Annotated in this window: 15 protein-coding genes, 1 tRNA gene and 2 rRNA genes (1 of these 18 only partly in view); 10 read left to right on the top strand and 8 right to left on the bottom strand. The window is 65.9% G+C overall.

Annotated features, from left to right (window positions below):
• The 3 genes from OVY29_RS12810 to OVY29_RS12800 all read left to right on the top strand — a co-directional run.
• Positions 1–580: ribosomal RNA gene (locus tag OVY29_RS12810) — 23S ribosomal RNA — on the top strand; it begins 2,213 nt to the left of the window's first position.
• Between the two features lie 115 nt (positions 581–695).
• Positions 696–810: ribosomal RNA gene (gene rrf, locus OVY29_RS12805) — 5S ribosomal RNA — on the top strand.
• Positions 811–922: 112 nt separating this feature from the next.
• A tRNA-Met gene (locus tag OVY29_RS12800) sits at positions 923–999 on the top strand.
• Between the two features lie 81 nt (positions 1,000–1,080).
• Here OVY29_RS12800 and OVY29_RS12795 read toward each other — a convergent pair.
• Entirely contained in the window at positions 1,081–2,373 is a 1,293-nt protein-coding gene (locus OVY29_RS12795) for an Hsp70 family protein (protein ID WP_313911548.1), read from the bottom strand.
• A gap of 71 nt (positions 2,374–2,444) precedes the next feature.
• A complete protein-coding gene (locus OVY29_RS12790; protein WP_052182386.1) occupies positions 2,445–3,089 on the bottom strand; it encodes a TetR/AcrR family transcriptional regulator in 645 nt (214 codons plus the stop codon).
• Between the two features lie 53 nt (positions 3,090–3,142).
• Between OVY29_RS12790 and OVY29_RS12785 the strand changes: the two genes are divergently transcribed.
• Genes OVY29_RS12785 through OVY29_RS12775 form a run of 3 tightly spaced genes read left to right on the top strand, consistent with a single transcriptional unit; the run spans position 3,143 to position 7,288 of the window.
• Positions 3,143–4,570, top strand: coding sequence for an efflux transporter outer membrane subunit (locus OVY29_RS12785; RefSeq protein WP_037556694.1), 1,428 nt, complete (start codon positions 3,143–3,145; stop codon positions 4,568–4,570).
• On the top strand, positions 4,567–5,733 hold the full coding sequence (locus OVY29_RS12780) for an HlyD family efflux transporter periplasmic adaptor subunit (protein ID WP_152567656.1): 1,167 nt from the start codon (positions 4,567–4,569) through the stop codon (positions 5,731–5,733). The genes OVY29_RS12785 and OVY29_RS12780 overlap by 4 nt, the downstream gene beginning before the upstream one ends.
• A gap of 4 nt (positions 5,734–5,737) precedes the next feature.
• Positions 5,738–7,288, top strand: coding sequence for a DHA2 family efflux MFS transporter permease subunit (locus OVY29_RS12775; protein ID WP_037556692.1), 1,551 nt, complete (start codon positions 5,738–5,740; stop codon positions 7,286–7,288).
• A gap of 16 nt (positions 7,289–7,304) precedes the next feature.
• Here OVY29_RS12775 and OVY29_RS12770 read toward each other — a convergent pair whose 3' ends face one another.
• The gene (locus OVY29_RS12770) at positions 7,305–7,727 is read right to left on the bottom strand and encodes a VOC family protein (protein ID WP_037556691.1); all 423 of its coding nucleotides are present in this window, start codon (positions 7,725–7,727) and stop codon (positions 7,305–7,307) included.
• Between the two features lie 79 nt (positions 7,728–7,806).
• On the opposite strand from OVY29_RS12770, the gene OVY29_RS12765 reads away from it, so the two are divergent.
• Positions 7,807–9,690: an ABC-F family ATP-binding cassette domain-containing protein gene (locus tag OVY29_RS12765; protein WP_313911547.1), complete on the top strand. Its 1,884-nt coding sequence runs from the start codon at positions 7,807–7,809 to the stop codon at positions 9,688–9,690.
• A gap of 487 nt (positions 9,691–10,177) precedes the next feature.
• Here the strand turns inward: OVY29_RS12765 and OVY29_RS12760 are convergent, their stop codons facing one another.
• Entirely contained in the window at positions 10,178–12,253 is a 2,076-nt protein-coding gene (locus OVY29_RS12760; protein ID WP_313911546.1) for a TonB-dependent siderophore receptor, read from the bottom strand.
• Between the two features lie 569 nt (positions 12,254–12,822).
• On the opposite strand from OVY29_RS12760, the gene hppD reads away from it, so the two are divergent.
• A complete protein-coding gene (gene hppD / locus OVY29_RS12755; RefSeq protein WP_037556689.1) occupies positions 12,823–13,926 on the top strand; it encodes a 4-hydroxyphenylpyruvate dioxygenase in 1,104 nt (367 codons plus the stop codon).
• Complete coding sequence (locus tag OVY29_RS12750) at positions 13,923–14,468, top strand: VOC family protein (RefSeq protein WP_037556688.1); 546 nt, start codon at positions 13,923–13,925, stop codon at positions 14,466–14,468. The genes hppD and OVY29_RS12750 overlap by 4 nt, the downstream gene beginning before the upstream one ends.
• Positions 14,469–14,505: 37 nt before the next feature.
• On the opposite strand, the gene OVY29_RS12745 is transcribed toward OVY29_RS12750, so the two are convergent.
• Together OVY29_RS12745 and OVY29_RS12740 are read right to left on the bottom strand one after the other, a co-directional pair.
• Positions 14,506–15,159 carry a YqaA family protein gene (locus OVY29_RS12745; protein ID WP_037556699.1) on the bottom strand — a complete coding sequence of 218 codons (654 nt, stop codon included), beginning with the start codon at positions 15,157–15,159 and terminating at the stop codon, positions 14,506–14,508.
• 214 nt (positions 15,160–15,373) lie between these two features.
• Positions 15,374–15,730, bottom strand: coding sequence for a UrcA family protein (locus tag OVY29_RS12740; RefSeq protein WP_313911545.1), 357 nt, complete (start codon positions 15,728–15,730; stop codon positions 15,374–15,376).
• 222 nt (positions 15,731–15,952) lie between these two features.
• On the opposite strand from OVY29_RS12740, the gene OVY29_RS12735 reads away from it, so the two are divergent.
• Complete coding sequence (locus OVY29_RS12735) at positions 15,953–18,331, top strand: BTAD domain-containing putative transcriptional regulator (RefSeq protein WP_313911544.1); 2,379 nt, start codon at positions 15,953–15,955, stop codon at positions 18,329–18,331.
• Here OVY29_RS12735 and purH read toward each other — a convergent pair.
• Entirely contained in the window at positions 18,303–19,895 is a 1,593-nt protein-coding gene (gene purH, locus OVY29_RS12730) for a bifunctional phosphoribosylaminoimidazolecarboxamide formyltransferase/IMP cyclohydrolase (RefSeq protein WP_313911543.1), read from the bottom strand. The genes OVY29_RS12735 and purH overlap by 29 nt on opposite strands.
• 83 nt (positions 19,896–19,978) lie before the next feature.
• Positions 19,979–21,001 (bottom strand): phytase, encoded by a 1,023-nt coding sequence (locus OVY29_RS12725; RefSeq protein ID WP_037556684.1) that lies wholly within the window; start codon positions 20,999–21,001, stop codon positions 19,979–19,981.
• Positions 21,002–21,169 lie beyond the last annotated feature (168 nt).

Raw genomic sequence — 21,169 nt, 5'->3', positions numbered from 1 at the left:
GGTTGGAAACCGTCTGTTAGAGTGCAATGGCATAAGCCTGCCTGACTGCGAGACTGACGAGTCGAGCAGAGACGAAAGTCGGTCATAGTGATCCGGTGGTCCCGAGTGGAAGGGCCATCGCTCAACGGATAAAAGGTACGCCGGGGATAACAGGCTGATGATTCCCAAGAGCTCATATCGACGGAATCGTTTGGCACCTCGATGTCGGCTCATCACATCCTGGGGCTGGAGCAGGTCCCAAGGGTTTGGCTGTTCGCCAATTAAAGTGGTACGTGAGCTGGGTTCAGAACGTCGTGAGACAGTTTGGTCCCTATCTGCCGTGGGCGTCGAAATTTGAGAGGAGTTGACCCTAGTACGAGAGGACCGGGTTGAACATACCTCTGGTGTACCTGTCGTGGCGCCAGCCGCGCAGCAGGGTAGCTATGTATGGACGGGATAACCGCTGAAAGCATCTAAGCGGGAAGCCTCCCTCAAGATAAGATTTCTTAGAGCCGTGGAAGACCACCACGTTGATAGATCGGATGTAGAAGCGCGGTAACGCGTGGAGCTAACCGATACTAATTGCTCTATTCGCACTTAAGAGTCCCGCCATCAACGACAAGCCTGACCGGTTTGTCCGTAAATGACGGATGATTGATCAGACAGTATTGCACGGACATCGATTGAAACCCTTTTGACCTACGCCGGCTTCATTGCTTGGTGACCATGGCGTCAGTGACCCACCCGATCCCATCTCGAACTCGGCCGTGAAACCTGACAGCGCCGATGGTACTGTGGCTTAAGCCCCGGAAGAGTAGGACGTCGCCAGGCATTGTGGCCGGCGTAAGGTCGAAACGGAAACCCATTCACAAAGTTAGAGGCCGGCAGCGATGCCGGCCTTTTGCTGTTTCGGCGATCGCCTTGGGCGATCGCGATTGGTTGACGCGGGATGGAGCAGCCCGGTAGCTCGTCAGGCTCATAACCTGAAGGTCGTAGGTTCAAATCCTACTCCCGCAACCATCAAAAAGCCCGCTTTCCTCATGGGATAGCGGGCTTTTTTGCGTCCGGAGGCGGCGTGTTTGACCGGCGGGATGATCCGCGTCAGGCGGCCCATTCGGCGGGGTCGGATTCCTCTCCGATCAGCGCAAGGCCATGCGCGATCGAGGTGAGTTCGCCGCCGGTGGCGATGCGTTCTTCGCCGAAGCGACGTTCGAACAACGCGCGGATCGCGGGGATCAGCGACGATCCTCCCGTCAGAAAGACGCGGTCGATCGCATCGGACGACACCGCCGCGCGCACCAGCGCCCGGTCCATCGCGGCTTCGATCCGCGTTAGGTCGTCGGCAATCCATCGCTCGAAATCGGCGCGGCGGACGTCGGCGCCAATCTCGATCCCGCCGCCGGCGAAATGAAATTCGGCGTGCTCGCTGCTCGACAGCGCGCGCTTGAGCTTGCCGACCGCGTCGTAGAGCGGGAAACCCTGCTCATGCTCGGTCAGCGCGATCATCCGGCCGATCAGATCGGGGCGCTCGGCGTCGCGTTGCAGGCGGCGGATTTCGTCGAGCGTCCGCCGGTTGCGCATCATCGCGAGCCGCGACCAGTCGCCGAAATCGGCGAAATAGCCGCCGGGGATCTCGAGAATCTTGTCGAACGACCGATAATGGCTGCCCTTGCCGAGCAAAGGCAACACGAGCCGGTCGACGATGCGATAATCGAAGCGGTCGCCGGCGATCCCGATCCCCGACGAGGCGAGCGGCACGCAGCGGCGCGGGCTCCCCGGCTCCGCCACGCGCACGATCGAGAAGTCGGTGGTGCCGCCGCCGAAATCGGCGACGAGGATCGTCGCGGGCTCGGTCAGCCGCGAGGCATAGCTGTGCGCGGCGCCGAGCGGCTCGTGAACATAGAAGATTTCGGTACCGAACGCCGCGAGCATCGCGTCGTAACGCTGGCGCGCGAGCTCGGGATCGGGCCGCGCGCCCGCATATTCGACCGGGCGCCCGACGACGATCCGCCGCGGCCGCTCGTCGAGCGCTCCCCCGGCATGCGCGACAAGGCGCTGGAGGAACAGCCGGCCCATATCCTCGAAACGGAAGGGCTTGTTGAAGATCATCGCGCGCTCGAACAGCGGGCTTGCCGCAACGCTCTTGAACGACTGGATGAAGCGGCTGTCGAGCGGCGACTGGAGATATTCGTCGATCGCCCACGGGCCCGCTTCGTGCGCGATGCCATTCCAGCCGCGCTCCTCTTCCCAGAAGCAGAGCGCAGAGCGGAATACCGCATCGCCCGCTTCGCCGAATTCGACGAGTTCGGTCCCGCCGCGTCCGTCGGCCAGCGCGACGACGCTGTTCGTCGTGCCGAAATCGAGGCCGAGCGCGCTCGCGGCCGCCTTGTCCATGACATGCTCCTGTGATGATGGGGATCCCTCGCGGGGCGGCGCCTATTGCACAGCACGGTCCATCGAGCAATTCAGACGTCGGGCTTCCAAGCGCGATAGAAGGCGTCGACCGCGGCATCGACATCGTCCTGCAGGCGCGCAAGGTCGCGGCTTTCGGGCAGGTTGAGCATCGCGAACTGATAAAGGCCCGACTGGCAAAGCCCTGTGAATTGCTGCACCGCGCGCATCGGGTCGCCCATCCTCAGCTCGCCGCGCACCATTTTTTCGCCGACCCACACCGCCGCGCGCGCCTTTCCGCGGCGCGGGCCGCGTTCGTAGAAGGTTTCGGCGAGGTGCGGAAAGCGCTCGGCCTCGCCGACGACGAGGCGGAAGAGCGACAGGATCGGCGTCGCGGTCAGCTTGGTCATCAGCAAATTGCCGAAGACGCGCAGGACATCGGACACCGGCTCGTCGAGCGGCAGCTCGATCGCGAGCGCATCGCCATATTGCGCGACGATATCGTCGACCACCGCCGCGAACAGTTCCTCCTTCGACGGGAAATAGGTCCAGAGCGTCGTCTTCGATCCGCCGACCTTGCTCGCGATCGACGACATCGTGGTGCCCGCATAGCCGTTCGCGAAGAACAGCTCGCGCGCCGCGTCGACGAACGCCTTGCGCCGCGCGGCGGCCGCGTCGTCGAGGGCAGGCGTACTATCTGGTATCATTTCGATTGACAACGCATCCTCCGAAGTCCATTTGCGCATGATACCAGCTAGTATCGTTGGAAGCCATGCCCCGATCATTATTTGTTACAACCGCTGTTTTCAGCCTGTTAGCCGGCTGCGCTAGCGTTCCCGACCTTGGCCCGAAACCGGTCGCGGCCGCGCCCGAGTCGTTCGAGTCGGCGACGAGTTTCGCCGAAACCAACGGCGAATGGCCGGTCGAAGGCTGGTGGCAGAGCTTTGGCGATGCTGAGCTCGATGCGCTGATCACCGAGGGGATCGCGGGTTCGCCCGATGTCGCGATCGCCGCGGCGCGCGTGCGTGCAGCCGAGGCCATGGCGCAACAGGCGGGGGCGGCGCTACTCCCGCGCGCCGGTGCCGAGGCAAGCGCGGGCGGCGTCCAGCAGAGCAAGAATATGGGCATTCCGCCCCAGTTCGTTCCCGACGGTATTCAGGACACCGGCCACATCGCCGCGACCTTCAGCTTCGATCTCGACCTGTGGGGCAAGAACCGCGCCGCACTCGCTGCAGCGACGTCGGAGGCCGAGGCCGCGCGCGTCGATGCGGCGCAGGCGCGGCTGATGCTCACGACCGGGATCGCCGCCGCTTATGTGGATCTCGCGGGCTATTATCAGGCGCTCGATGTCGCGAACGAGGCGGTGCGCGTCCGCACCGCGAGCGCCAACCTGTCGGGCGAGCGCGCCCGCGCGGGGATCGAGAATCAGGCGAGCCAGCGGCAGGCCGAAAGCCGCGCCGCCTCGTCGCGCGCCGACGTCGTCGCGCTCGAGGAAGCGATCGCGACGACGCGCAACCGGATCGCCGCGCTGCTCGGCGCCGGGCCCGATCGCGGGCGTGCGATCGACCGGCCGCGGCTGACGCGACCCGCGCTCGGCCTTCCTGCGAATGCGGGGATCGACCTGATCGGCCGCCGTCCCGACATCGTCGCGGCGCGCTTGCGCTCCGAAGCCGCGGGGAAGCGCATCGACGTCGCGCGCGCCGATTTCTACCCCAATATCAGCCTCTCGGCGCTCGTCGGCTTGCAATCGCTCGGCCTTTCGAACCTGTTCAGCTCGGGGTCCGAATATGGCAATGGCGGCGCGGCGATCAGCCTGCCGATCTTCGAGGGCGGCCGATTGCAGGGCCGCTATCGCGGGGCGCGCGCCGATTACGACGCGGCGGTCGCGACCTATGACCGCACGCTGATCGGCGCGCTGCGCGATGTCGCCGACATCGTCGCGAGCCGCGCCGCGACGACGCGCCAGCTCGCCGGGCGGCGCGAGGCGCTCGCCGCCGCCGCCGAAGCGTCGAAACTCGCCGGGCTGCGCTATCGCGCCGGCCTCTCCAACCAGATCGAACAACTGACCGCCGAGGACAGCATGGTCGCGCTCGACCGCGCGGTCGCCGAGCTCGAGGCGCGGCAGCTTTCCCTCGACATCGCCCTGATCCGTGCGCTTGGCGGCGGCTATCGGGCAAGCAATCCAACAGGAGACGAATGATGGCCGACGAAACGGCTGCGACCGAAACCGGCGCTCCCGAAACCTCTCCCGAAACCGCGGACAGCCAACCCAATGGCGCGAAGCGCAAGAAGCTGCTCCGCATCCTCGCGCTCGCCGTCGTGACGATCGCGATCCTGTGGGGGCTCTGGTATTTCATCACCCAGGCCGGGCGCGTCCACACCGACAATGCCTATGTCGGCGCCGATTCGGCGCAGGTCACCGCGCTCATCGCGGGCCCGGTGAAGGAAGTCCGCGTCAGCGGCACGCAGGCGGTGAAGAAGGGCGACATCCTCGTCATCCTCGACGACGCCGACCAGCGCATCGCCGTGGCCGATGCCGAGGCAGCGCTGCGCCTCGCGCGCCAGCGCTACGGCCAGGCCGATGCGAACGCCGACGCGGCGCGCGCGCGCGTTGCGGCGCGCGGCGCCGATATCGCACAGGCCAGGGCGCGGCTGCGCGATGCCAATGCGACGGTCGAACGCGCGCGCGCCGAACTGGCGCGGCGCGAAAGCATTGCCGGCACCGGCGCGGTGTCGGGCGAGGAACTGACCGCGGCGCGCGCGGCGCTGGCTTCGGCGAGCGCGGCGCGCGACCTCGCGGCGGCGGGCATCGCCTCGGCCGAAGCGACGCGTGGATCGGCGAGCGGCGACCTTGGCGCCGCCGAAGCGGTGGTACGCGGGACGACGATCGACACCGCTCCCGATGTGGCGGCTGCCGAAGCGCGGCTCGAAAAGGCGAAGCTCGACCTTGCGCGCACCGTTCTGCGCGCGCCGGTCGACGGCATCGTCACCAACCGGCAGGTGCAGGTGGGGCAACGGATCGCCGCGGGCGCGCCGATCATGGTCATCGTTCCGGTCGCGACCGCTTATGTCGACGCCAATTTCAAGGAAAGCCAGTTCGGCGACATCCGGATCGGCCAGCCGGTCGAGCTGACCTCGGACTATTATGGCGGCGACGTCGTCTATCGCGGCAAGGTGGTCGGCATCGCCGGCGGCACCGGCGCCGCCTTCTCGCTGATCCCCGCGCAGAACGCCACCGGCAACTGGGTGAAGGTGGTGCAGCGCCTGCCGGTGCGCATCGCGCTCGACCCGAAGCAGCTGAAAGAGCATCCGCTGCGCGTCGGGCTGTCGATGGAAGCCACGATCGACACGCGCGGGAACTGACATCATGGCCAGCGCCGCCATTCCCGCATCCGCGATCCCTGCCGAGCCGCGACCGCTCAGCGGGGTGCGGCTGCTCCTCGCCGCCTTCGCGCTCGCGCTCGCCAATTTCGTCGTCGTGCTCGACACGACGATCGCCAATGTGTCGGTGCCGCATATCGCGGGCGGGCTCGCGGTGTCGCCGACGCAGGGTACATGGGTGATCACCAGCTATGCGGTCGCCGACGCGATCAGCGTGCCGCTCACCGGCTGGCTCGCGATGCGTTTCGGCACCGTGCGCTGGTTCCTCTTCTCGATCATCGGTTTCGGCGTCTTCTCGCTGCTCTGCGGGGTGTCGCAGACCCTCGACGCGCTCGTTATCTTCCGCATCCTGCAGGGCCTTTCGGGCGGTCCGCTGATGCCGCTGTCGCAAATCCTGCTGTTGCGCATCTTCCCCAGGGAAAAGGCGGGTATCGCGCTCGCGATCTGGGCAATGACGACGACGACGGCGCCGATCCTCGGGCCGATTCTCGGCGGGACGATCAGCGACAATTGGAGCTGGCACTGGATATTCTTCATCAATCTGCCCGTCGTCGCGATCTGCTTCTTCGGCGTCGCGAGCCTGCTCCGGCCGTTCGAGACCAGGCGCGCCAAGGCGCGGATCGACATGATCGGGCTGATCCTGCTCATCCTCTCGGTCGGCGCCTTCCAGTTGATGCTCGACACGGGGCGCGAGCATGACTGGTTCGAATCGAGCTGGATCGTGACGCTCGCGATCGTCTCCGCGATCGCCTTCGCCGCCTTCGTCATCTGGGAACTCACCGACGCCAATCCCGTCGTCGACCTGCGCGTCTTCCGTTTCCGCGGATTCAGCTTCGCGACGATCGCGATCTCTCTGGGTTTCGGCGCCTTCTTCTCACAGGTCGTGCTGACGCCTTTGTGGTTGCAGCAGGTCGCGGGCTATACCGCGACCGAGACGGGCTATATCGTCGCGTGGATCGGCGTGTTCGCCGTGCTGCTCTCGCCCGTCGCGGCCGGGTTGATCGGCAAGATCGACATCCGCATCTCGATCAGCGCCGGCATCCTGTGGATGGCGTTCGTCTCGATCCTCCGCGCGAGCTGGAACGCCGACGTCGATTATTGGACGCTCGCGCTGCCGCACCTCTTGCAAGGGATGGGCATGCCCTTTTTCTTCGTCGGGCTGACCGCGCTCGCGCTGTCGAGCGTGCCGGCAAAGGACCAGACCTCGGCGGCGGGGCTGATGAGCTTCCTGCGCACCCTCTCGGGCGCGATCGGCACCGCGGTCGCGACGAGCGCGTGGGATAGCCAGAACCGCGTCGCGCGATCCGAAATCGTGTCGGGCATGAACGATACCGCGGGGGCGATGGACCTGCTCCAGCGTGCCGGGCTCACGCTCGAACAGGCGCGCGCCGCGATCGAACGGATGGTCGAGGTGCAGGCCTCCACCATCGGCGTGCTCCACCTGTTCCTGGCGGCGGGCGTCGTCTTCGTGATCGCCGCCATTTCGGTGTGGTGCGCGCCGCTGCCCAAGCAGGTCTCGATGGGGGCATCGCACTAGGGCGCAGCGGCGTTGGCTATCGGGCGAAAAGCAGGCTCAAATCGGCGAACGCCTTGAATTCGAGCGCATTGCCCGCGGGATCGTGGAAGAACATCGTCGACTGCTCGCCCGGCTGGCCGGCAAAGCGCGTGTGCGGTTCGATCACGAATTCGGTTCCCGCCGCCCTCAGCCGCTCGGCGAGCGCCTCCCATTCGGCGGGCGGCAGCACGACGCCGAAATGCGGCACCGGCACGTCATGCCCGTCGACCGGATTATGCGCGGGCCGCGGGCGCGGCGTGTCGACGCGGTGTGCGACGATCTGGTGGCCGTAAAGGTTGAAGTCGATCCAGTCGGCGTCGCTCCGCCCCTCGGCGCAGCCGAGTACGGTGCCATAAAAATGCCGCGCGGCGTCGAGGTCGTCGACCGGAAAGGCGATGTGAAAGGGGGCGAGGTCGGCCATGTCCCGTCTTTGCCGCACATGCACTGCGAATGCCAGCGCGGGCTTGGGCCACGGCGCCGAACATGCTAGGCGCGCGCGCATGCTGACGATCAATGGCCTCACCGTGCGCCTCGGCGGGCGCACCATCCTCGACCGCGCGGGCGCCAGCCTGCCGGGCAAAAGCCGCACGGGCCTGATCGGCCGCAACGGCGCGGGCAAGTCGACGCTGATGAAGGTGATGATCGGCCAGCTCGAAGCCGACGAGGGCGGCATCGAAATGCCGCGCAAGACGCGCGTCGGCTATATCGCGCAGGAAGCGCCGAGCGGGACCGCGACGCCGTTCGAAACCGTGCTCGCCGCCGACACCGAACGCGCCGAGCTGCTCGCCGCGTCGGAGGTCGAGCAGGACGCGCACAAGCTCGGCGACATCCACGAACGGCTGATCGCGATCGACGCCTATGCCGCGCCCGCGCGCGCCGCGCGGATACTCATCGGATTGGGCTTCGACGAGGCGATGCAGGGCCAGCCGCTCGACAGCTTTTCGGGCGGATGGAAGATGCGCGTCGCGCTCGCGGCGCTGCTCTTCTCGAACCCCGACCTCTTGCTGCTCGACGAGCCGTCGAACCACCTCGACCTCGAAGCGACGATGTGGCTCGAAAGCTTCCTCCGCGCCTATCCGGGGCAGCTCGTCGTGATCAGCCACGAACGCGACCTTTTGAACAATGTCGTCGACCATATCCTTCACCTCGAAGGCGGCAAGATCACGCTCTACCCCGGCGGCTATAATGATTTCGAGCGCCAGCGCGCCGAACGCATCGCGCAGCTCGCCGCCGCCAAGGCCGCGCAGGATGCGCAGCGCGCCAAGCTGCAGGATTATGTCGCGCGCAACAGCGCGCGCGCCTCGACCGCGAAACAGGCGCAGTCGCGCGCCAAGCAACTCGCGAAGATGCAGCCGATCGCCGCGGTCGCCGAGGATCCGGGCCTCGTCTTCGACTTCCCGAGTCCCGACGAGCTTAAGCCGCCGCTCATCACGCTCGACCTCGCCAGCGTCGGCTATACGCCGGGCGAGCCGATCCTGACGCGCCTCAACCTCCGCATCGATCCCGACGATCGCATCGCGCTCCTCGGCCGCAACGGCAACGGCAAGACCACGCTCGCGCGCCTGCTCGCGGCGCAGCTCGCGCCGATGGACGGCGCGATGGCGGCGTCGGGCAAGATGCGCGTCGGCTATTTCACCCAATATCAGGTCGAGGAACTCGACGGCGCCGACACGCCGCTCGGCCATATGACGCGCGTGATGGCGGGCAAGACGCCGGGCGCGGTGCGCGCGCAGCTCGGGCGCTTTGGCTTCACCGGCAACAAGGCGACGACCGAGGTCGGCAAGCTGTCGGGCGGCGAACGCGCGCGGCTCGCGCTCGCGCTGATCACGCGCGACGCGCCGCACCTCCTCATCCTCGACGAGCCGACCAACCACCTCGACGTCGACGCGCGCGAGGCGCTGGTGCAGGCCTTGAACGGCTTCGACGGCGCGGTGCTGATCGTCAGCCACGACCGCCACATGCTCGAGCTCACCGCCGACCGGCTCGTGCTTGTCGACAATGGCACCGCGCGCGACTTCGACGGCAGCATGGACGATTATGTCGCCTTCATTTTGGGCAAGGGCGCGGCGAACGACGATGTCAGGGGCGCGCCGGCGAAATCGAGGGACGCGAAGTCGGCGCGGCAGGAAGCCGCGAAAGCACGCGAGGCGCAGGCGGCGCTGCGCAAGACTGCCAAGGATCACGAAGCGCAGGCCGAAAAGCTGAACAGGCAAATCTCGGCGATCGACCGCGCGATGTTCGACCCCGCGAGCGCCGAACCCGCGCTGGCCAAGCTGACGATGGGTGACCTCGCGCAGCGCCGCGGCAAGGTCGCGGCCGAGCTGGAGCGCGTCGAAGCGGCGTGGATGGAGGCACTCGAGGCGATCGAGGAAGCGGCGGCATAATCCCACAATTACGTCATCCCGGCGAACCCGGGACCACCTTTATTATAGCCCGGCCGGTGTCGGGTTGCAGGTTGTCATTTACGAAGTCGAGAATGCCGATGAGCGACCCATGACGGTGGCGTGGACCTCGCCGCGCTTTGCGCCGGAATGCGCCCTGCAACGACCATATTTGCCACGCGGACGTCGTTGGAATCGATCTCGGCTATGGTGGGGCAAGCGTGCATGGCATTCGCACACGAGCAACCGAATACAGCGGCTAGCAACAGGCGAAATGCTGGTCCTGACGTGACCCCTGTCTTTCATCCAGCTGCAACCAGAGACCGAGGGGTGTTGTCGCGCATAAGCGCAGGTGAAGCAACGGGCGGGGCTAGGCTGCTGAACCGTCTTCGGGGCGCTGCACTGCAATTCGGCCTACGGACGGGCATTTGGTCAACCACGGTGCGTCGAGGGCGGGAGCGCAAGGCACTCCCGCCCTCTCGGCTTGCCGTCAGAACTTCACGCGAGCGGTAAAGCGCGCGTTGATCGGCGCGCCGGGCGTGATGTTATTGTTGTTGTGCGCGTCGGAGAAGTAGCTCTCGTCGAGCAAATTCTCGACGTTGACCTGGAACTCGATCCGCTCGTTCGCCTTGAAGAACAGCGCGGCGTCCACGCGGGTAAAGGCGGGCAAGCGGGTGGTCGTTGCCGATGTCCGGATTGCCGCGAACTGGCTCGACTGATGGATCACGCCGATACCCGCGCCAACGCTGCTGTTGAAGTCATAGCGATTCCACAAGGCGAACTGGTGCTTCGGCACCTGCGCCAGCCGCACGAAACCGTTCCCGCGAAGCTGCGCATCCTGATAGGTATAGCCACCGCTCACTTGCCAATTGGGCGTGATCCGGCCGGTCAACGCCAGTTCGACGCCTTTGGTCCGCGTCTCGCCGACGTTGATCGTCGCGGTGACGTTGTTCGGATCGGGAGTCGTCGCATTGGTCCGATCGAGCTGGAACAGCGCGAGCGTGACATTGAGATCGGGCCGGATGTCCCACTTGGCGCCGACCTCATAATTGGTGAACCTTTCGGGTGCGAGATTCTGCTGCGTCGCCGACATCGTCAGGAACTGGTCGCCCGAGCGCGGCAGGAAGGACCGGCTGTAGCTGCCATAGACCGAGATATTGTCACGTGGCTTCAGGATCAGACCGACGCGCGGGGAAACCTTCTCGTCAGTGCGCGCGAAGGGTCGCGGCGTGCCGACCAGATCGGTGCCCTTGATCTCGAACCGGTCGTAGCGAAGGCCGACCACCAGATCGACATGCGCTCCAAAGCTGATCTGGTCCTGTGCATAGGCCGAGAAGAACTGCACGTCGGACTCGGTGTTCCGGGCGAGCGCGCCAAAGGTGACCGTCGGATAGACGATATTGGCGAGGTTGAGCGTGCTGCTCGATAGCGTTCCGTTCCGGCGCTGGTTGGTGGAATCCTGATCGCCATATTCGAGGCCGAGCAGGATCTTGTTGCCGATCGATCCGAAGTTCACGTCCCACACCAGATTGCTCTGCGCGATGAAGTTCTGCCGCGTCGTCGGATCGGTATAGCTGGACAGTGCGACGGTGCCCGTCTGGCCGGTGGCGGCGCCATTGGCGAAAACATTGGTGTAATATTTGTCATAGTCGCCATAGAGCAGTGTGGTCGACCAGTTCAGGTTTTCCGCGAGTTCGCCATCGAGCCGCGCCTTGACGATATGCGCCTCGAGTCCAGCGCGATTGACACCCGGGACGCCAATGAATGTGTCCCGATAGCCGGTGATCGGGCGGTTCGGCTGGCCCGCCGCAGTGGCGATCGAAGGTACACCGCGGTCGGTGACGCGATCGTCGTTCACATATTCGTACGAGAGGCCGAGCTGCCACTGCCCTAGGTTGACCGCGAAATAGGGATTGATCGCATAGCGCTCGCCCTCGAAGAAATCGCGGTGATTGTCGAGGCTCTCATAATTGGCGTTGAGGCGGAAAGCGGCATTGCCGCTGATCGGCGCATTGATGTCCGCCATCACGTCCCACGCGCCGAAGGTGTTGACGCTCGCCGAGCCGCCGATCGCCAGCGCCTCTGCGGAAGGCGTCTTCTGCACGCGATTGATGATGCCGCCGCTGCCGCCGCGGCCGAAAATCAGCGCGAAGGGGCCCTTGAGGACCTCGATGCGCTCGATGTTGTACAGGCCGCGATAATATTGCACGTCGTCGCGCACGCCATCGAGGAAGAAGTCGGCGGTCGTATTCTGGCCGCGCAGGGTAATCTGGTCGCGGTTTCCTTCACCCTGGCCGATGGTGGTTCCCGGCACGTAGCGCAGGACGTCGGCGATGCTGTGCTGTGCCTGATCGTCCAGCCGCTCGCGCGTTACCACCGAGATGGTCTGCGGCACGTCGATGAGCGGCGTGTCGGTCTTGGTCGCAGTGACGGAGTTTTCCGCGAAATAGCCGTCGGCTTTGCCGGTGACGATGATCGTGCGGCTGTCGTCCGATTCGGCTTCGGCCGCCGTCGCGGCGGTTGGAAACGCAAGCAAGGCAGCCGACAATAGCAATTTGGATTTCATGAAATTCCCCCTGAGAGCAGCGATGATCGCGGGCCCCTACAGATAATGCGATTGATTTGCAATATTAAGCAGCAGTGAGGAAAATGTGGTGCGCTGATGGCTAAAAAAGGCGGCGGCGGACTACCCCGATCGTCATCGTCCAGGGGCAGGATTTCACGCTTTCATGATGGTAGAGGCTCCTAGGGGGCATCCCCTCACCGCGCTTCTGCTCGAGGAGATAGCCCCAGACTGCGACCGGCGAGCCGACGACGCTCTGACGTGCTCTCGGACATTTCGGCGAACTTCCCGTCAACAATTATCGACGTCGGCTTTCAAACGCTTGCAGGGTAAGTCAGAAAGGCAAGGATCAAGCGAAGGCAGCCGATCCTCCGGTCGGCGGGAGTGCTCAAATGGCTACTTCCAGGGAGTTATAACATAAGTGTCCCCGCGAAGGCCGGGATCTCGCCGGATCGTGACAATGCGAGGTCGGGATCCCGCCTTCGCCGGGGTGACGGGAGTGCTCCAGCATTGACTCCCGCCCCGCATTCCATCATACTAGTTTCAATTGAAACTATATGGGGAATGCAAAAATGGCCGACCTGTTCGAAAATCCGCTGGGTCTCGACGGCTTCGAATTCGTCGAATTTTCAGCGCCCGAAAAGGGCATTCTCGAACCGGTGTTCGAACGCATGGGCTTCACCCGCATCGCGCGCCACCGCTCGAAGCAGGTCGAACTGTGGCGCCAGGGCGGGATCAACCTGATCGCCAATTACGAACCCAAATCGCCCGCCGCCTATTTCGCCGCCGAGCATGGCCCGTCGGCGTGCGGCATGGGTTGGCGCGTGCGCGATGCCGCCAAAGCCTATGCCGAGGCGATCGAGCGCGGCGCCGAGCCGGTCGAGGTCAAGACCGGCCCGATGGAACTGCGCCTCCCCGCGATCCGCGGCATCGGCGGCTCGATCATCTACCTCATCGACCGCTACGAAGGGAAAAACGAGGAGGGCGACCTTTCGATCTACGACATCGATTTCGTCTATGAGGAAGGCGTCGACCGCCATCCGGTCGGCGCGGGGCTGCAGGTCATCGATCACCTGACGCACAATGTCTACGGCGGCCGCATGGCGCACTGGGCCGCTTTCTACGAGCGCATCGCGGGCTTCCGCGAGATCCGCTATTTCGACATCAAGGGCGAATATACCGGCCTCACCTCGAAGGCGATGACCGCCCCCGACGGCAAGATCCGCATTCCGCTGAACGAAGAAGGCGCCGGCGGCGGCGGCCAGATCGAGGAATATCTGCGCGCCTATAATGGCGAGGGTATCCAGCACATCGCCTTCGCCTGCGACGATCTCTACGCCGCGTGGGACAAGCTCAAGGACTATGGCAACCCCTTCGCGCCGGCCCCGCCCGAAACCTATTACGAATTGCTCGCCGAGCGCCTGCCCGGCCACGGCGAACCCGTCGACGAACTCAAATCGCGCGGCCTGCTGCTCGACGGTTCGACGACCGAGGGCGACCCGCGCCTCCTGCTCCAGATCTTCGGCCAGACCGTGATCGGCCCCGTCTTCTTCGAGTTCATCCAGCGCAAGAAGGACGAAGGTTTCGGCGAGGGCAATTTCACCGCGCTCTTCAAGTCGATGGAACTCGACCAGATCCGCCGCGGCGCGCTCAATGTCGAGGAACCCGCCGAATGACGAGCCCGATCAAATTGGGCGGCGTCCACCACGCCGCCTATCGCTGCCGGGATGCGAAGGAGACGGTCGACTGGTACGAGCGCATGCTCGGCATGACCTACACGACCGCTTTTGCCGAGGATCATGTGCCCTCGACCGGCGAGTACGACCCCTACATGCACGTCTTCCTCGACGCGGGGAACGGCAACATCCTCGCCTTTTTCGAGCTGCCGAACCAGCCCGACATGGGCCGCGACGAGAATACGCCCAAATGGGTCCAGCATCTCGCGTTCAAGGTGGGCAGCTATGACGAGCTGGTCGCCGCGAAGGAACATCTGACCGCGAACGGCATCGACGTGCTCGGCCCGACGCATCACGGCATCTTCAAGTCGATCTATTTCTTCGACCCCAACGGCCACCGCGTCGAACTGGCGTGCGACATCGGCACCGACGAGCAATATGCCGAATTGAAGCGCGTCGCGCCGCTGATGCTCGAGGAATGGAGCCAGACGAAAAAGGCCCCGCGCCACGCCGACTGGCTGCACCAGGCGGCGAACGAGTAGTTTGATCCCCTCCCGCAAGCGGGAGGGGAGAAAAGGGCTACTTCCGATCGAGCCCGATGCTTTCCAGCGTCGCGCCGCTGCATTTGTCGGCGGCCTTCGCCTCGCCGTCGCCCGACAGCGCGCCGATCGCGAGGAAGCCCGCGACCACCGCGACCAGAAATGCGCCGGTGACCCAGATCAGATATTTGTCGATGAACGCCTTGATCGGCGCCCCGAACAGCCGGAACAAAATCCCGACGAGCATGAAGGAAAAGGCCCGGCTGGCGAGGCTCGCCCACAGGAAGGTCCAGAAGCTCATGTGGATGAAGCCGGCGGTGATCGTCAGCAGCTTGAACGGGATCGGCGTCGCGCCTTTGATCAGGATGATCTCGGCGCCATATTCGCGGAGATAGCAGGCGGCCGGCGGAAAGGCGTCGGTCAGCCCGAGCGCGCCGAGCAGCGCCAATCCGACGCTTTCATAGAGGAAGAAGCCGATCAGATAGCCGAGCATCCCGCCCGCGACCGAGGCGAGCGTGCATATGATCGCATAGCGCACCGCCTTTTGCGGATTGGCGAGGCACATCAGCCCCAGCATCGGATGCGGCGGAATCGGAAAGAAGCTCGCTTCGATGAAGGAGACCAGCGCCAGCCAGACCTCAGCGTGCGGATGCGCGGATTTCTCCATGGTCCAGTTGTAGAGATTCTGGATCATGGACTTGTTGCGGGGTGTGGCGGTCATGCGGGTCCTTGTCGGCGCGGGGTCGCCCCCTATGCCGCCCGCGTCCCGCAAAGTCGAGCCGAAGCCTGCGGTGCCCAAACCGAAAACGCCGGGACCGTCCGCGAACGGCCCCGGCGCGGCTCCTGCCAGTGACGGGAGCAAGGGACATCGCCCGCGTCCGCGCCATCGGCGAGGGACGCGGAAAGGATCAGGGGCGCGAGATCATGATCGCGCTGGCGACGGCGATCGGCGCGCCGCCTTTCGCGGCGGCAATGATGTCCCGGCCGGCATCGCGGCCCCGCGACAGGGCGCTGCGGAAGCAACGGTTGGTGGCCATTTCGCGCACGGTGTTTTCAAATTCGGGCCGGACGTCGCACACCGACCGCGCCGCGGCGCGCAGCCGGCTGTCGAGACGCGCCAGGCCGCTTTCGCTGTCGAGGTTGAGGTCGCCATAGCCGACTTTCACCACCTTGACTTCGCCCGCGGGGGCGGTCGCCACGATCGGTTGGGAAAATGCGGGTGCCGCGCCGAGCAGGAACAGGGGCAGAGCCATAAGGATACGCATCGAATCACTCCCTTCATTCGATCCCAGCCGAAAGGCAGCTGCGGATGCGACGGAAGTAGCGGGAGTACGTGCTGGCCAACGTGAGGCGATCGTCAATTCCGTATTAAAAATGCGTCAAATTCCATAACGTTGAAATTTACTGTTCGTTGGCTCGTTAAAAACATGCTATTTCCGTCTTCGGGAAAACATACGGCCGCATCCCTCGACTCAGGAGGTCGCGCCGTGAATTCTGCATGCGCCAAAAACGAGCGCTCTGCCCTCGCCGCTACACCGATCTTGCGGCTGATCGGCGATTTCGCCGTCGAGCCGGCCGATCTTTCTCCCACCGGCCGCAAGGCGCGTGCGCTTCTGGCGCGGCTCGCGCTTGCCGATGCGCCGCTCGCGCGCGACCGGCTCAGCGCGCTTCTCTGGAGCCGCCGTCCCGATGCGCAGGCGCACGCCAGCCTGCGCCAATGCCTCGTCGAACTGAAATGCTGGACGCGTGCGTCGCCGCCGCTGCTGCGCGCCGATCGCGAGACCGTCGCTATCGATCATACGCAAGTCGCCGACGATATTTCGCTGCTGCACGCCGCGTGCGCGGTGGACGACGTCGCCGTGGTCCTGAACCGGCTGCCCGCGCACGACGTCGGGTTGCTTGCCGATCTCGACGGCATCGACGAGGCGTGGGACGACTGGCTCGCGGTCGAGCGGGCGCGGCAGGGCGAAGCGATCGTTCGCGAGGTGCTCGCCATGGCGGAAAGGCGGCTGCAGGCGGGCGATGTCGAACGGGCGCTCGCAGTAGCGGACAAGGTGACGCGCTTCGATCCGTGCAGCGAACATGCGGCGCGGCTGGTGATGAGCGCGCGCTGGGCGGCGGGCGACGGCGACGGCGTGCGTCACGCCTGGCAGCGGATCGAGGATGCGCTCGCTCGCGGAATCGACGGCAAACCTTCGGTCGAAACCGCCGAACTGTATCGACACCTGTCGGCGCGACCCTGTCCGCCCGACGACCTTCACCCGGTCGCCCACACCGCCGCCCGGCCGACCGCAGCGCCCGCGATGGCGGCCGATCCGGACGCCAGACTGTCGCCGCAGCGCGCGCTGTTCCTCGGCCTCGCCGCGCTGGCGCTCGCGCTGACGGGCGCCGATGCGCCGCGGTCGCGATCCGCGGTCGCTGCATTCGATGCGCCGGTGGTCCGCGTCGAACCGATCGAACTTCGCGGCAATGATCCGGTCGAGGATCGTTTTGCTGATGCGCTGGCCGGCGATTTCGCCCGCTTTGCCAAGGCGTCGGGGGGCGCGGTCCGTGTCCTCGACACAAAGGTGGCGGGACGCGCGGGCGATTTCGTCGTCCGCGTCGCGATCGAGCGCGGCGGCAGGCAGTTCGTCAGCGAGTCGCGGATCGTCGACAGTCTGGACGGGTCGATCCTGTGGTCGAGCCGGTTCGCGGCACCCGCCGACGATCTCAGCCGGCTGCGCGAACGCACCGCGCTCGCGGTTGCCGGACTGGTCAATTGCGCACTGACGCTGAACGGCCGGAACGACCTGCTCGCGGCCGATACCGACCGGCGATCGCTGATCTTTGCGATCTGCGACGCTGACACGGCTTACGATGCCCCCCGCGCCATCCGGCTGATGGAGGAGCTGGTTCGGCGCTGGCCGGGGGACCCCGACACGCTGGGATTGCTGGCGCAGGTCCGCGTCAAGCATCTCTCGCACGAGATGGATCCCGCCAAATGGCGCGTGGAGCGCGCAAAGGTGATCGACACGGCACGCCGCGCGCTGGCGATCGATCCCGAAAATGCCCCCGCGCTGACGGCACTGTCGCAGACGGGCGGTGGCGAGTTGTTCATGGTCGAAGGGCTGCCGCTGCTCGATCGCGCGCTGGCGATCGACCCCGAATATCCGGCCGCGCTGATGACGAACGCGGTGGGTCTGTTCCAGGCCGGTTATGTTCAAGCCGGCGTCGCCCCCGCCGAACGCGCCGCGCGGGCCGATCCGACGTCGATCTACAAGGCGCTCGGGGTGGTCCGGCGCCATGCCGCCGCCGGGAAGATGCGCGATGCGATGGAGCGGTTCGCCGAAGTGGAAGCGATCTGGCCGGGGCATCCCGACCTCGCGGAGCATCGCCGCCGTCTTGCGGTTGAACTCGGCCGGAGCGAGGCGGCCGAAATCTATCGCGTCGCGGCGGCCGAGGAGCGGCGCGAATTCGACATGCTGCTCGTGCGCCAAATTGCCGATCCGTCGATCGACTCGCGCGAGGTGGACGCGGCGGCCGAGGCCGAATTTGCGCGCTATCCGTCGACCGCCTATGCGATGGCCGCGCATTTCACCCGGCTCGGTGATCTGCCGAAAGCGCTCTCGTGGCTGGCGCGCGCACCGATCCGCAAGACCGACGGCCAATGGTCGCTTCTCTATTGGCCGTCGGTCGCGCCGCTGCGGCGCGATCCGCAGTTTTTTGCGAAGATGGCGCGGATCGGGCTGGTCGATTTCTGGCGGCGCCACGACCGCTGGCCTGACTTTTGCAGCGAGCCGGGATTGCGGTACGACTGCAAAAGCGAAGCCGAGCGGCTGGTGCGCCTCGGGCGTTCCGTCAGTGGCGGAAGTGCCGCATCCCGGTGAACACCATCGCGAGCCCGGCTTCGTTCGCCGCCGCGATCACCTCGTCGTCGCGGATCGAGCCGCCCGGCTGGATCACGCAGGTCGCGCCCGCCTCGACCGCGGCGAGCAGGCCGTCGGCGAAGGGGAAGAAAGCGTCGCTCGCGACCGCGCTGCCGACGGTGCGGGCCTCGGCCCAGCCATGCGATTCGGCGGCTTCGCGCGCCTTCACCGCGGCGATGCGCGCGCTGTCGCGGCGGTTCATTTGCCCCGCGCCGATGCCCGCGGTCGAGCCGCCCTTGGCATAGACGATCGCGTTCGACTTCACATGCTTGGCGACGGTCCACGCGAACAGCGCGTCGGTCAGCTCTTCCTCGGTCGGCGCACGGTCGGTGACGACCTTGAGGTCACCCACCCCAATTCGGCCATTGTCGCGGCTCTGCGCGAGCCAGCCGCCGGCGATCGTCTTCATCATCAGCCTGCCGCGCGCCGGATCGGGCAACTCGCCCGTCAGCAGCAGGCGAAGGTTCTTCTTCTTCGCGAACACCGCGCGGGCGTCGGCGTCGGCGTCGGGGGCGCAGACGACTTCGGTGAAAATGCCGCTGATCAGCTCGGCGGTCGCACCGTCGAGCGGGCGGTTGACCGCGATGATCCCGCCGAACGCCGACACATCGTCACACTTCAGCGCCGCGTCATAGGCCTCGGCGATCGTCGCGGCGGTCGCGACGCCGCACGGGTTGGCGTGCTTGACGATGACGCAGGTCGGGTTCGCCTCGCGGAATTCGGCGACGAGTTCGAGCGCGGCGTCGGCGTCGTTGATATTGTTGTAGCTGAGTTCCTTGCCCTGCACCTGTTCGGCCTGCGCGATCCCGCGCGCGGCGGGGCCGGCGGGCAGGTAGAGCGCTGCCTGCTGGTGCGGATTCTCGCCATAGCGCAGCTCGTTCGCGAGCTTGGCGGTCAGCGGCAGCGTGTCGGGGAACATCTTGCCCTGGTCGGCAAAGGCGAACCATTGCGCGATCATGCTGTCATAGGTCGCGGTGTGCGCAAAGGCGGTCGCGGCGAGCCGCTTGCGAAGGGCGAGGGTGGTGGCGCCGCCGTTCGCGTCCATCTCGGCGATCACCGCCGCATAATCCTCGGGCTCGGTGACGATATTGACGAAGGCGTGATTCTTCGCCGACGAACGCACCATCGCGGGGCCGCCGATGTCGATATTCTCGATGATCTCGTCGCGCGCGGCACCCTTCGCGACCGTCGCGGCGAAGGGGTAGAGATTGACCACCACCAGATCGATCGCGCCGATGCCATGCTCCTCCATCGACGCGACATGCGCCGCGTCGTCGCGCACCGCGAGGATGCCGCCATGCACCGTCGGGTGCAAAGTCTTGACGCGGCCGTCCATCATCTCGGGAAAGCCGGTGAGGTCCGACACGTCGAGAACCTCATGGCCCGCTTCGCGCAGCGCTTTCGCGGTGCCGCCGGTCGAAACCAGCCCGACGCCGTGGCGGACGAGCGCGGCGGCAAGCTCGGCGAGCCCCGCCTTGTCGCTGACGGACAGCAAGGCGCGGCGGACGGGAATCAGGTCGGTCATGGGAAGGCGGCCTTTGCAGGGATGGGAAAGACGCCGCCGCCCTAGGCGCGCGACGCCCGTATCGCAACCCCGCGAGGCGGTTTTTAAAGCCCCAGCGCCGCCGCAATCCGGTCCCAGCGCACCAGCTTGAAATTCTGCGCCAGCGCGCCGTTGTCGCCGTCTTGCGCCAGAAAGATTCCATCGGGATAGGCCGGGCCGAAATTCCCCGCGACCGCTTCGATCCCGTCGGTCTCGCTCGTCGCGCCGAACGCGCCCGCCGCGACCGCGAAGCGCCCGACATACTCCACGCCGGGCAGACGGAAGACCGCATAGGCGTTATCGCCCTGGCTCGACGCGATCAGATAGCGCCGGCCCTTGTGGTCGATCGTCGCGAGGCCTTCGACGTCGGCGACGAGGCGCCGATTGTCGACCGGCGCGACCAAACGTGCGATCGCCGCGTTGCCGTTCGGCTTCAATTCCCAGATGCCGCCGTCCTCCTCGCCGACATAGAGCGTGTCGCCGTCGAAGACGCAGCCTTCGGACTGGGTCGCGATCTTATGCTCCCACTGCACGGTGAAGCCCGGTGTGCCGTCGATTGCGAGCGTGCCGACGCGCACGCTGCCGTCCTTGACGATCAGCGCCGCGGTGATCGGCTGCCCGGGCGCGCTTTTCTTGAGGCAGAGGCCATAGGCTTCGCCCGTGCCTGCGGCGGCGCGGCCGAGCGGCACGATCGCGGGCCCCTCCGCGTCGAGGCGGAACACCGCGAGATGCGCGTTCACTCCGTCGTTGCGGTCGCTCGCGACGATGATGTCGCCCGCGACATCGACATTGTTGACGAGGCCCGCCTGCGTGAAGGCGACGTCCTTGCCGGTCAGGTCATAGACGTGCAGCCCCGCCTTCTTGTCGGTCGCGACGATCAGCGCGCGGTTGGGGTTGGCGGGATCGATCCAGATCGCCGGATCGTCGGCGGCGTCGGCGCGGTTGGTGCCCACGGGCTGCGTCTCGCCGCTCGCGGTGACCGGCACGGGCGGCAGGCCGCTGATCATCGGGGCGCCCGCTGCGCAGCCGGCGAGCGAGGACGCAAAAACGAGCGAGGTCAAAAGCTTCCAGTTGCCGGTCGCGGCCATGACGATTCCCCCTGTTTCCCGACCGCGGACACGCGGTGCGCCCGGCCCCGTTCCAGTAAAGTCCCGCCGCGTCAATCCCACAATATTTCCGTCACTTAACTGTCATCGACTGGTCACATCACACGCGGCAAACTGTCACATGACCTCCCTAGAGGCCCGGCAACCATC

The sequence above is a fragment of the Sphingopyxis sp. SE2 genome, from assembly GCF_032227185.1.
Taxonomy (GTDB): Bacteria; Pseudomonadota; Alphaproteobacteria; order Sphingomonadales; family Sphingomonadaceae; genus Sphingopyxis.
Note: the sequence above shows the minus strand (reverse complement) of the source record. Positions and strands in the feature narration are given on the sequence as shown.